The sequence below is a fragment of the Methylobacterium currus genome (assembly GCF_003058325.1).
Taxonomy (GTDB): domain Bacteria; phylum Pseudomonadota; class Alphaproteobacteria; order Rhizobiales; family Beijerinckiaceae; genus Methylobacterium; species Methylobacterium currus.
Genome location: NZ_CP028843.1, coordinates 441,238 through 453,188, shown reverse-complemented (window position 1 = coordinate 453,188; position 11,951 = coordinate 441,238). Strand labels below are relative to the sequence as shown.

The 11,951-nt window shown below is 71.7% G+C and carries 11 protein-coding genes; 4 read left to right on the top strand and 7 right to left on the bottom strand.

The features are described 5' to 3' along the window. Positions 1 to 13: 13 nt before the first annotated feature. Entirely contained in the window at positions 14 to 1,054 is a 1,041-nt protein-coding gene (locus DA075_RS02115) for an L-idonate 5-dehydrogenase (protein WP_099951803.1), read from the bottom strand. Positions 1,055 to 1,235: 181 nt separating this feature from the next. Between DA075_RS02115 and DA075_RS02110 the strand changes: the two genes are divergently transcribed. Then, positions 1,236 to 2,003 carry an SDR family oxidoreductase gene (locus DA075_RS02110; RefSeq protein WP_174800046.1) on the top strand — a complete coding sequence of 256 codons (768 nt, stop codon included), beginning with the start codon at positions 1,236 to 1,238 and terminating at the stop codon, positions 2,001 to 2,003. A 227-nt stretch (positions 2,004 to 2,230) separates the two neighbouring features. Then, entirely contained in the window at positions 2,231 to 3,961 is a 1,731-nt protein-coding gene (locus DA075_RS37335; protein ID WP_244936483.1) for a hypothetical protein, read from the top strand. A gap of 44 nt (positions 3,962 to 4,005) precedes the next feature. On the opposite strand, the gene DA075_RS02100 is transcribed toward DA075_RS37335, so the two are convergent. Continuing rightward, positions 4,006 to 4,695 (bottom strand): DNA-binding protein, encoded by a 690-nt coding sequence (locus DA075_RS02100; protein ID WP_099951802.1) that lies wholly within the window; start codon positions 4,693 to 4,695, stop codon positions 4,006 to 4,008. A 152-nt stretch (positions 4,696 to 4,847) separates the two neighbouring features. Between DA075_RS02100 and DA075_RS02095 the strand changes: the two genes are divergently transcribed. Next, on the top strand, positions 4,848 to 5,516 hold the full coding sequence (locus DA075_RS02095; protein ID WP_099951801.1) for a response regulator: 669 nt from the start codon (positions 4,848 to 4,850) through the stop codon (positions 5,514 to 5,516). A gap of 47 nt (positions 5,517 to 5,563) precedes the next feature. Then, positions 5,564 to 6,880, top strand: a complete 1,317-nt coding sequence (locus tag DA075_RS02090; RefSeq protein ID WP_244936482.1) for a sensor histidine kinase — start codon at positions 5,564 to 5,566, stop codon at positions 6,878 to 6,880. A 276-nt stretch (positions 6,881 to 7,156) separates the two neighbouring features. Here DA075_RS02090 and DA075_RS02085 read toward each other — a convergent pair whose 3' ends face one another. The 5 genes from DA075_RS02085 to phnC form a co-directional block, all read right to left on the bottom strand. Next, a complete protein-coding gene (locus DA075_RS02085) occupies positions 7,157 to 7,903 on the bottom strand; it encodes a YebC/PmpR family DNA-binding transcriptional regulator (protein WP_099951799.1) in 747 nt (248 codons plus the stop codon). 204 nt (positions 7,904 to 8,107) lie between these two features. Next, positions 8,108 to 8,977, bottom strand: a complete 870-nt coding sequence (gene phnE, locus DA075_RS02080; protein ID WP_099951798.1) for a phosphonate ABC transporter, permease protein PhnE — start codon at positions 8,975 to 8,977, stop codon at positions 8,108 to 8,110. Then, on the bottom strand, positions 8,974 to 9,858 hold the full coding sequence (gene phnE, locus DA075_RS02075) for a phosphonate ABC transporter, permease protein PhnE (protein ID WP_099951797.1): 885 nt from the start codon (positions 9,856 to 9,858) through the stop codon (positions 8,974 to 8,976). Before phnE (DA075_RS02075) ends, phnE (DA075_RS02080) begins: the two co-directional genes overlap by 4 nt. Positions 9,859 to 10,131: 273 nt before the next feature. Then, positions 10,132 to 11,061 carry a phosphonate ABC transporter substrate-binding protein gene (gene phnD, locus DA075_RS02070; protein WP_099951796.1) on the bottom strand — a complete coding sequence of 310 codons (930 nt, stop codon included), beginning with the start codon at positions 11,059 to 11,061 and terminating at the stop codon, positions 10,132 to 10,134. A 32-nt stretch (positions 11,062 to 11,093) separates the two neighbouring features. Next, positions 11,094 to 11,915 carry a phosphonate ABC transporter ATP-binding protein gene (gene phnC / locus DA075_RS02065; RefSeq protein WP_244936481.1) on the bottom strand — a complete coding sequence of 274 codons (822 nt, stop codon included), beginning with the start codon at positions 11,913 to 11,915 and terminating at the stop codon, positions 11,094 to 11,096. Positions 11,916 to 11,951 lie beyond the last annotated feature (36 nt).

Sequence of the window (11,951 nt, the reverse complement as noted above, 5' to 3'; positions counted from 1 at the left end):
GGCCATGAAAAGCCTAGAAAGCGAGGTGGACCTTGATCGCCCGGCTGCGGTCGGCGGCGAGGGCAAAGGCTTCGTCGGCCCGGGCCATCGGCATCTCGGCGGAGAGGATCGGCCCGACATCGATCCGGCCGGCGGCCAGCAGGGCGATGGCGGTGCGGTACTCCTCGTGGAAGCGGAAGGCGCCGATGAAGTCGATCTCGCGGGCCATCAGCATGTTGGCCGGCACCGGGACGTCGCCCGGCGGCATCATGCCGAGCTGCACCACCCGGCCGCCGGGCCGCACCACCCGGAAGAGCGAGGCGAGGGCCGCGGGCGAGCCGGTGGCTTCGAGGGCGACGTCGAAGGTGCCCTTGTCGGCCTCGTAGGAGGCCAGCCGCTCCGGCTGCGTGCCGACGTTGATGGTCTCGGCGGCGCCGATCTCCCGGGCGATGCCAAGTGGCGCATCGGACAGGTCGGTGCAGACGATCCGGCGGGCGCCGGCGAGCTTCGCCGCCATCAGGCACAGGAGGCCGATCGGCCCGGCCCCGGCGATGAGGACGTGGCGGCCCAGAAGCTCGCCCGCCCGCCGCACGCCGTGGAGCGCCACCGCCAGGGGCTCTCCGCAGGCCGCGACCCGCATCGGCATCGCATCCGGCACCACCACGCACTGGTCGGCCCGGGCGAGGAAGAGCTCGCTGAAGCCGCCCTGGACATGCGGATAGATCGCCGCCGAGCCGAAGAAGCGCATGTTGCGGCACAGGTTCGAGCGGCCGGCGCGGCAATAGTCGCAGGAGAGGCAGGGCCGGCTCGGATCGACCGCGACCCGGTCGCCGGGCTTCACGCTCGTGACGGCGGCGCCCACGCGCTCCACCGTGCCGGCGACCTCGTGGCCGAGCACCATCGGCTCGCGCAACGAGAAGTCGCCGACCCGGCCCTTGCCGTAATAGGACAGGTCCGAGCCGCAGATGCCGCCGGCGCCGAGCGCGACCACGACCTCGTCCGCCTCCGGCTCGCGGAGCGAGATCGCCTCGACCCGCAGGTCCTTGGCGGCGTGGATGCGCGCGGCGAGCGTCATGACGTCGGTCTCCTCCCGGTGCGGCTCCCGGGCCTGCGCGAATCATCCCGCGCGAATCCCCGGCGCCGAGATGCCGCTTGCGCTGGTATCGGTACCATGCTTCCCTGACGGCACAAGCGCAATCGCAGGCGTGGCCTCGCCGGCCGCCGGAACCGGGCGCGCATCAGGGGAGGAAGCGCCGGTGTCGACCGCCTTGTTCGATCTGTCGGGCCGACGGGCCCTGGTGACCGGCTCCAGCCAGGGCATCGGCCTGTCGCTGGCCCTCGGCCTCGGCCGCGCCGGGGCGGCGATCGTGCTCAACGGCCGCGACGCGGCGAAGCTCGACGGCGCTGTGGCCGAGCTGCGGGCCGAGGGCATCGCCACGGAGGCGGCGGCCTTCGACGTGTCGGACGCCGCCGCCGTGAAGGCGGGCGTCGACCGGATCGAGGCCGAGATCGGCCCCCTCGACATTCTCGTCAACAATGCCGGCATCCAGCGCCGCGCGCCGCTCGAGGACTACCCCGTCGAGACCTGGCACGAGCTGATGCGGATCAACCTCGACAGCGTGTTCTATGTCGGCCAGGCGGTCGCCCGGCACATGATCGCGCGCAAGCGCGGCAAGATCATCAACATCGCCAGCCTGCAGAGCGAGGCGGCGCGCTACTCCATCGCCCCCTACACCGCCTCGAAGGGCGCGGTGAAGAACCTGACCAAAGGCATGTGCACCGACTGGGCCCGCCACGGCCTGCAGGTGAACGGCATCGGCCCGGGCTACTTCGCCACGCCGCTGAACCAGGCCCTGATCGAGAATCCCGAATTCGACGCCTGGCTGAAGAACCGCACCCCGGCCGGGCGCTGGGGCCGGGTGGAGGAGTTGCAGGGGGCGGCGATCTTCCTCGCCTCGTCCGCGTCGGATTTCGTCAACGGGCAGATCCTCTACGTCGACGGGGGTGTGCTGGCGACGTTGTGAGATCGGCGCGACCGCGCCGCATTCGGGACGCACTCGAGTTCGCCTGCCGTCACCGCGACGCTGGGGCGAGGCTTGCCAAGGCTCGGTCTCGCGGGTCGACGACCCGCTCGCGCCCGCCCGCGCCGCCCCTTCGTCTGAAATGCCTCTAGGGAAGTCGCGTTCATGTTTTTTTAGACGCGATCAGGTTAGTCGATCGTTGACTGACTGCACGGCGTTAGATTGTTGCCATGAGAGACGGACTCGTTGGCCCGCCGGCGCAAGACTCGGCTTCGCCGTCCCGGGGTGCGATCCTGCCGCTGTTCGTCGTCGGCGTCACCCTGATCCTCATCGTCATCCTCGCGCGACTGCCGGGCGTCCCGACCGGCCGCTACGCCCAGGACGTCACGGCCCTGCTCGACGGCGCCTATCGGATCGATCACGGCCAATGGCCGCATCGCGACTTCATGGTGCCGTTCGGCGGTCTCGTCCTGGTCCAGGCCTGGGTCGCGTTGAAGCTCGAAACGCTGGCCGCTCCCTTCGCCGCCCTCCAGGTCACGTCCTGGCTGCTGCTCCTGCCGGCGGTCCTGGCGCTCGCCGCGCGGCAGCCGTCGCGGTGGCACGCCGGCTTGCTCGTCGCCGCGGTCGGGCTGATGGCGCTCGTGCCCTACGTCGTCGAGCCGGAGCCGATCCCCGACCTCAACTCCAACGGTGTCTATAACCGCGCCGCCTCGGCCGCCCTGTTCCTGCTCCTCGCCTGGGTGTTCGGACCGAAGCGAGCGAGGCGCGATATCCTCCTGGTCGCGTGGCTGCTCCTGCTCGGCCTCGGCTGGAAGATCTCGCACGCCCTCGTCATGCTCGGGCTGCTCGGTCTCGCCGGCCTCCTCTCCGTGCCGGCGCGCCGCATCGGCCTTGGTGCCGTCACAGTGCTGGTCGCCGGCCTCGTGGCGATCGACCTCGCCACCGGGGGCGTCGTGCGGGGCTACGGCCGCGACATCGCCGAGATGGCGCGGATCAATCGCGGCGGCGGCACCTACTTCCTCGGCGCCCTGGCGATCCGCAGCCTGCCGGCCCTGGCCTGCGGCGCGCTCGTCGTGGCTTGGCTCCTCGCCCGGCGCGGGCGGGCGGCCGGGGTGCCGCTGCGGCGGGCCGCCGCGCACCCGATCCTCTGGCTGCGGGCCTGGCGGCGCCCGCTCTGGATCGCCGCGACGATCCTCGCGGTCCTGGCGACCGAGAGCCAGGGGACCGGCAATCTCGGGCTGTTTCCCGTCGTCGTCCTGCTGCTCGGCCCCCTTATCGGCGCCCTGGGCGGGCGGCCCGCCCGGCCGCGCGAGCCCCTGGCGGTCATCCTCGCAACGCTCCTCGCCGTGACGGCGGCCTATCCGTTCGTGGAGACGGTCCTGCGCCGCGCCGGCACGATGGCGATCCGCCAGGCGGCGTCCCTGCGGCGCGAGCCCGCCCTCGACCGCGTGATCGGGCCGGTTCTGGTGGCGCGCCAGACCGGCGAGGCCGCCGAGCGCTACGCCGCCCTCTGGCACGGGTCCGAGGCGGCCAAGGCGGCGGTCCAGAACGCCGATGTGGCGTTCTCGGGCGGCCTGAACGCCACCGAGCCGGCGATGAGCCTCGCCTGGGCCCGGGAGGTCGCCGCGATGGGCCGGCTCGTCCGGGAGCGCGACCTCGTCCGGCCGGCGATGCGGGTGACCACGATCGGCTATGTCGAGCCCTTCGGCCGCCTCCTCGGCGCCATCCCCACTCCCGGCACCCGGCTCTGGCTCGACCCCTGGCGCACGGTCGGCCTGCTGTCGGCCGAGGAGGCGCGCGCCACCCTCGCCCCGGCCGACGCGGTCTTCGTCCAACGCTGCCCGCTCAAGCCGCAGCTCCAGGACATGATCGCGCACATGTTCCAGGCCGCCCTCGACGCCGATTTCGCCCCGGCCGCCGCGACGGGCTGCTACGATCTCTGGCTCAGGCGGCCGCACTAGCGCGGCCGCCCCTCGTGCCCTGCGCCCCGGTATCCGCCGGGATCTCAGAACACCCGCTTCTCGCGGATCTGCCCGTCGAAGCCGACATGGAGCATCCGCTCCTTGCCGTCCTGGCCCTTCGCCGCGACGTCGAGGTGGCGCGGACCGCGGCCGGCGACGCGGACATCCGAGTAGCCGGCATCCGTGACCGCCTTGGTGAGGGCCGGGACGTCGACATTCGGTCCCAGCCCGACCTTGTTCCTGGCCCAGTCGAGGCCGCCGGGGGGCGGGCCGATCGGGCGCATGGGCTCGACCCGGCCATCGGCTCGCGTGAGCACGGTGGCGTGCAGGAAGCCGTTCTCGAACCGGCCCTGAACCGTCACGCTCTCGCCCTTGGCGACCAGCGTGCCGCCCTCCCCGGCCCGGCCGGTCTCGACCAGCGCCCGGCCGGTGCCGTCCTGGAGGATGAACTTGCTGCCAAAGATCTCGGCGACCTCGCCCTTGGCGGCGGTGGCGCCGGAGGGCTGGAGCGTGTTCACCGCGACCGGGGCGACGGGAGTGAGCGGCGTCCCGGCCGGCTGGGCGAGGGAGAGCCCGACGGCGCCGAGCGCCAGCGGCACCGCGACGGCGCCGACGAGGAGGCCGCGGCGAGGCCGCGGGCGCGGGGAGGCCGCGGGCGCCTCGGTCTTCGGGTTCTCGGTCGCGGCGGTCTCGATCTCGACGGCCTTGCCCTCGATGGTGGTGTGGTCGGTCATGTCCGTGTTCCCTGTCTGTCGAGGCCCTGTCCGGGTCGGCGCTGCTTCTACGTCAGGCCCCGGGAACCGGGCCTGAACCCGGCCGTTCAGGTTCGGTTAAACCGCCGGGACTACGGCGAAAATCCACTTTGGACATCCGGTCGGCACGCCCTATGAAGCTCCTGCTCGTCGAGGACGACGCGGCCTTGGCAGTCGAGATCCTGCGGGTCCTGCGCGCCGAGAACTGCGCCGTCGACCACGCCCGCAACGGCGAGGACGGCGCGCATCTCGGCGACACCGAGACCTATGACGCGGCCGTGCTCGATCTCGGCCTGCCGAAGCGCGACGGGATCATGGTGCTGCAGGGCTGGCGCGCGGCCGGCCGCACCCTGCCAGTGCTGATCCTCACCGCGCGGGACGCCTGGAGCGACAAGGTGGCGGGCTTCAAGGCCGGGGCCGACGACTACCTGGTGAAGCCGTTCCGGGTCGAGGAACTGGTGATCCGCCTGCGCGCCCTGGTGCGCCGCGCCGCCGCCCACGGGGCGACGACCGTCGCCTGCGGTCCGGTCAGCTTCGATCCGGGCCTCGGCGCCTTCTCGCGCGACGGGCTGCCGCTGAAGCTCACCGGGCTCGAATGGCGGGTGCTCTCGTGCCTGATCCTGCGCCGGGACGGGGTGGTGCCGCGGGGCGAGCTGCTGGAGCGGGTCTACGAGGGCGACGCCGAGGTCGATTCGAACTCGGTCGAGGTCATCATCACGCGGCTGCGCCGCAAGATCGCCCCGGCCCGGATCGAGACCGTGCGCGGCCACGGCTACCGGCTCACCGCCGGCGACGCCTCGTGACGGGCTCGGGCATGGGCTCAGGATCGGGCTCGGGCTCAGGATCGGGCTTGGGCCAGATCGGCTCCTTGCGCCGGCGCCTGCTCGTCGGAGCGCTGGCGCTGATCGCGATCGCTTTGGTGGTGGCGGGCCTCGCCATCGGGCTGATCCTCGCCCGCTTCGTGCGCGGCCAGATCGACCAGCGGCTCGACGCGCAGATCGTGTCCCTGGTCTCCGGGTTGGAGAAGGGACCCGCCCTGCGGCTTGCCCGCGACCTCGACGCGCCGCCCTTCGACCGGCCGGGCTCGGGCTGGACCTGGCAGATCCGGCGGGACGGCACGGTCCTGCGCTCGACGTCCCTCGGGGCGCGCGACCTCGCGCTCCCGGCGCAGCCGATGGAGGACGACGATCGGCCCCGCCCGGCGGACGGCACCGGCCCGCGCGGGGAAGCCTTGATCCTCCGGATCCTGACCCTGCCGGACGGCACCGTGGTCGCCGCGAGCGCCCCTCGCGCCGCCCTCGCCGGGCCGCTGCGGGAGGCCGGGCTCGCGGTCGCCGCCAGCCTCGCGGTGCTGGGACTTGTCCTCGCGGCGGCGAGCGTGCTTCAGGTGCGCCTCGGCCTGCGCCCCCTCGACACGCTGCGGCAGGAGCTGGAGGCGGTGCGGGCGGGGCGGCGCGAGCGGGTGCCCGATCTCCAGCCGGCCGAGGTCCGGCCGCTCGCCGCCGAGATCAACGCCCTCCTCGACCAGAACGCCGCCCAGCTCGCCCAGGCCCGCACCCACGTGGCGAACCTCGCCCACGGCCTGAAGACGCCGCTCGCCACGCTGTCGCTCGCCCTGTCGGAGCCCGGACGCGATCCCGACGGGCGCCTGTCGCGGCTCGTCGCCAGCCTCGACCGCGGCGTGCGCCACCACCTGCGCCGCGCCCGCAGCGCCGCCCTCGCCGGGGCGACCCGGATCCGCACCGGGCTGGCCGGGCCGGTGGCCGATCTCGCGGGCGCGCTCGAACGGCTCCACGCCGAGAAGGGCGTGCGGGTGGCCTGCGCGATTCCCCCCGGCCTCGCCGCGGCCTGCGACCCGCAGGACCTGGACGAGATGCTGGGAAACCTGATCGACAATGCCTGCACCTGGTGCACGCGAGCGGTGCGGGTCTCGGCGGACGCGTCGGGCGGCGACGTGGTGGTGGCGATCGAGGATGACGGGCCGGGCCTCGGGCCCGAGGCGCTGGCGGCGGTGGCGCGGCGCGGCCGGCGCCTCGACGAGACGGTGCCGGGCCACGGCTTCGGCCTCGCCATCACGACGGAACTCGCCGAGCTCTACGGCGGCGGGCTGGAGCTCGACCGGTCGGGGATGGGGGGTTTGAGGGCGCGGCTGCGGTTGCCGGGATGAGCGGCGGACCATAGCGCCATGTCCGCGGCTTCATCCCACCCTCGACCCATCCTGGGGTGCTGCTGCTTGCAGCAGCCTCGAAGGAGGGTTCCCGCGATCTCTCAGGCTTCTGGAGCCCTCCTTCGAGGCCCATCGATCAACGATCGATGCGATCTCCGATCGGCGGGCACCGCTGGATGCGGTCGCGGGTGGGATATGATCAGCTTACCGGACGCTCTCGAATGAGCGCGCCAAGCAGTCCGGCGGGATGGTGGCCCCGTCAGGGCCGCCCTCCCCTCATCCCTGCATCTTCGCCATCATCGCATCCGAGACCGCGAAGTTGACGAAGACGTTCTGCACGTCGTCCTGGTCCTCGATGGTCTCGACGAGGCGGATCAGCTTCTCGGCGGTCTCGTCGTCGACGTCGACGGTGTTCTGGGCGCGCCAGATCAGGGCGGTGCGGAGGGGCTCGCCGAAGCGGGCCTCGAGGGTCTTGGAGACGTCGCCAAGGGCGCCCTGGTCGCAGGTGATCTCGTGGCCGTTCTCGTCGGACTTCACGTCGTCGGCGCCGGCCTCGATGGCGGCTTCCAGCATCGTGTCGGCATCGGCCACCTTGGCGTCGAAGGCGACGAGGCCGACGCGGTCGAACATGAACGACACGGCGCCGGTCTCGGCGAGGCTGCCGCCGGACTTGGTGAAGGCCGAGCGCACGTCGGACGCGGTGCGGTTGCGGTTGTCGGTCTGCGCCTCGACGATCAAGGCGGCGCCGCCGGGGCCGTAGCCCTCGTAGCGGATCTCCTCGTAGTTCTCCGCGTCGCCGCCGGCCGCCTTCTTGATGGCGCGCTCGATGTTGTCCTTCGGCATGTTCTCGGCCCGGGCCGCCAGGATGGCGGCGCGCAGGCGCGGGTTCATCGACGGGTCCGGCGTGCCGAGCTTGGCCGCCACCGTGATCTCTCGGGCGAGCTTGGAAAACACCTTCGAGCGGACCGCGTCGACGCGGCCCTTGCGATGCATGATGTTCTTGAACTGTGAATGCCCGGCCATGGTACTCCCCGGCGGATTGGTGGACCCTGCGCGCGGAGAGCGCCCGGCGGGGCTCTCGACGCCGCGAGGCACGCGTGAGACAGCCGGCTTATAGGCGCCCGCCCCGGGGGAAGACAATCGCGCGGCGCCAGGTTTTCTGCGCCTTCGCAAGCGCGAAAACGCGGTGGAATCAGGCCCCTAGGATGCGCGGGCCACGCACCCGCCTCAGTGCGCCGCGGCCCCGATGATCGCCCGGCGCAGGCGGCCCGAGACGAGGTCGATCAGCGCCACGGTGACGAGGATCATCAGCACCAGGACGGCGACCTGCTGCATCTCCAGCACCCGGATCAGCTCGGTGAGGTACTGGCCGATGCCGCCGGCCCCGACGATGCCGATGATGGTGGCCGAGCGGGTGTTCGACTCGAAGAAGTACAGCACCTGGCTCGCCAGCACCGGCAGCACCGCCGGCACCAGGCCGAAGCGGACCCGGTGCAACCGGCTGCCGCCCGAGGCGGTCACGCCCTCCTGCGCCTTGCGGTCGGCGGTCTCGATCGCCTCGGAGAAGAGCTTGCCGAGCGCCCCGAAATCCGAGCACGCGATGGCGAGCGCGCCGGCGAACGGCCCGAGGCCGACGACGTTGATCCAGATCAAGGCCCAGATCAGCACGTCGACGGAGCGGATCACGTCGAAGCCGCGGCGCACCCCGAAGCGCAGGAAGGGGTTCGGCACCACGTTGCGGGCGGCGAGGAACGCCGCCGGGAAGGCGAGGCAGGCCGCCGTGAGGGTGCCGAGGAACGCGATCGCCAGCGTCTCCCCGAGCGCGGTCAGGAACAGGCCGAGCCGCCCGCCGGCGGAAGGCGGCAGCATCATGCCGGCGAAGTCGCCCAGCCGGTGGAGGCCGTTGAGGATGCGCAGGAGCGAGAAGTCGAGACGGACCATCGCGAAGGCGGCGAGGCCGACGACGAGGGCGAGGCTACCGAGGATGGCGGCGCGGCGGGACCACGAGGCCCGGAACACCTGCGGGTGACGCGCGCGGAGCCCGTCGAGGTCGGCGAGCGCCGCCTGACGGAGGGCGGAGGGTGGGCGGCGGCTCACGCGTGGGCCTCCCGGCCGAGCAGGTGGTGGCGCAGGCGCTCGGTGGCGAGGTCGATCGTCACCACGGTCAGGATGATGAGGAGCAGGATCGCGCTCACGTCCGAGTAGTAGAAGTTGCGGATCGCCACCAGAAACTCCTGACCGATGCCGCCGGCGCCGACGAAGCCCATCACCCCGGCGCCCCGCACGTTGATCTCGAAGCGCAGCAATGCGTAAGAGGCGAAGTTCGACAGCACCTGCGGCACCACCGCGAAGCGCACGGTCTCGACGAAGCCCGCGCCGGTGCCGGTCAGGCCCTCGACCGGCTTCATGTCGATGTTCTCGACCACCTCGGAGAACAGCTTGCCGAGCGCGCCCGTGGTGTGGATGGCGAGCGCCAGCACCCCGACCATCGGCCCGAGCCCGAAGGCGATCACGAAGATGAGGGCGAACACCACCTCCGGCACGGTGCGGCACACTTCCAGGAACCGCCGGGCGCCGAAGCGCAACGGGGCCGAGCGCACCAGGTTGGCCGAGGCCAGGAAGCAGAGGAGGAAGGCCGCGATGCCGCCGAACAGCGTGCCGAGATAGGCCATCAGCAGCGTCTCGGCGAGGAGCGAGAGCCATTTCGGCAGGCCCCAGTACCAGGCCGCCAGGTCGGCCGGCAGGTTCTCCAGCGTGAGCGGCGGCAGGATCTGGGCGATATAGGCGGTGAAGTTCTGGATGTTGTCGAGGAAGGTCAGCGGCCGCACCTCGGCCACGACGCCGGCCAGGAGGTAGAGCGCCACGATCACGACGACGGTCGCCAGGGTGCGCAGGCGGGTGGACGCGACGGCGCCGGCATAGGTCGCGAGCAGCGTCGTCTCGCGCTCGGGCGGCAATCTGTCGATCTGGACGGTCACGGGTGCTTGCGTCTCCGGGGCCGGATGGAGCGCCCTCTCCCCGAGGGACCGCCCGGCAAAATTCGGAGCGCGGGATCCCCTCTCCCGTGCGGGGTAGGGGTGAGGGTGGCGCGCTTCCGTGTGAAGCGCTGAGCATCGTGCTGGCAGCGGAACGTTCGGAGCCTGATCCGGTACCGTCTCCACCCTCACCCCCGCCCCTCTCCCACTCGGGAGAGGGGGACCCGCGCCTCTTCTGTGACCCTCGACCTCCTCACGGGAGGAGAGGCGCCAGCCTCACGACCGCTTGCGCTGGTCGTCGTTGTGGCGGAGCATCTCGATGATCGGCTGGTAATCCTTCAGGGTCACCGGGGTGAGGCCCTGGTCCTTGCCGTCCGAGAGCTTGTCAAAGGCGGCCTTGTCCTTGGTCGGCAGGTCGACGAAGGCCTGGCGGATCGTCGCCTTCAGGTCGTCCGGCAGGCCGGCCAGCACCGCGAACGGGCCCTCGGGCAGGAACTCGGACTTGAAGATGAGGCGGAAGTCCGACTGCTTCAGCGGCTTGCCGTCGGCGTCCTTCACCAGGCCCTTGGTCAACATCCGGGTCAGGTTGCTGTCGGTGTCGGAGTTCCAGAAGTTGGCGGCGGCGTCCGCCGTGCCCTGGGCCAGGGCCAGGACGGCGTTCTCGTGGCTGCCGGCATAGAAGGTCTTGCCGAAGAACTTGTCGACGTCGTGGCCAGCCTTGTGCAGGAAGAAGCGCGGCGCCTGGTTGCCGGAGGTCGAGTTCGGGTCGACGAGGGCGAGGCTCTTGCCCTTCAGGTCCTCGATCGTCTTGTACGGGCTGTCGGCACGCACGTAGATCACCGAGTAGTAACCCGACACGCCGGTCTCGTGCTTCTGGTTGACCACCGGCTCGATCTTCACGCCGGTGATGACGGCGCGGGCGAAGGAGGCCGGGCCGTAGAAGGCGATCTGGATGTTGCCGGCGCGCTGGCCCTCGATCACCGCCGCGTAGTCGTTGGCGACGCGCAGCTTCACCGGAACGCCGAGCGCCTTGGTGAGGTAGGCGGTGAGCGGGGTCCAGCGGTCGACGGTGCCGGAGGCGTTCTCGGCCGGGATGACGCCGAGGGTCAGCTCGGGGTACTTGGCCTTCCAGTCCTGCGCCAGGGCCGGGCCAGCGGCGAGAATCAGCGCGGCAGCGGCGCCCACGAGGGTGCGACGGTTCAGCATCGGTCGGGTCCTTTTCGGGAGTGTGAGACGTCTCAGGCGCTCAGCGCCTCGGCGTGGCGAACCGGGATCGGCGCCGCGAAGCGCTCGGGCTCGGGCTCGCCCCGGTCCATCACCTCGCCGGCCTCGAGCCCGTAGAGGGTGCGGGCGACGTCCTCGGTGAGGTCGAAGCCGCGGCCGTCGAACACCACCCGGCCGGCCGAGAGGCCGATCAGCCGGTCGCAATAGGCGCGGGCGAGGTCGAGGGAGTGCAGGTTGCACAGGACGGTGATGCCGTAGCGCTTATTGGCGTCGGCGAGGGCGTCCATCACCAGGCGGGTGTTGCGGGGATCGAGCGAGGCCACCGGCTCGTCGGCCAGGATGATCTCCGGCTCCTGCACCAGGGCGCGGGCGATGGCGACCCGCTGCTGCTGGCCGCCCGAGAGCTGGTCGGCCCGGTTGGCGGCGAACGCCCCCATGTCGAAATTCTCGAGCGCCGCGAGCGCCAGCGCCTTGTCCTCCTCGCTCCACAGCTTCAGGAGCGAGCGGTGTGCCGGCACCTGGTTGAGCCGGCCCATCAGCACGTTCGTCATCACGTCGAGCCGGCCGACGAGATTGAACTGCTGGAAGATCATCGCGCAGCGGGCGCGCCAGGCGCGCAAGTGCCGGCCGCGCAGGGCCGTCACGTCGGTGCCGTCGAACAGGATGCGGCCGCCGGTCGGATCGGCGAGGCGGTTGAGCATCCGCAGCAGGGTCGACTTGCCGGCGCCCGAGCGCCCGATCACGCCGACGAAGCTGCCGCGCTCGATGGAGAGGCTGACGCCGTCCACGGCACGGCGCGCCCCGTATTGGCGCGTGAGATTCTCGACAACCAGCATCCGTTCGCCCGATTTCGCTGTTCGGGCGAACGTAAA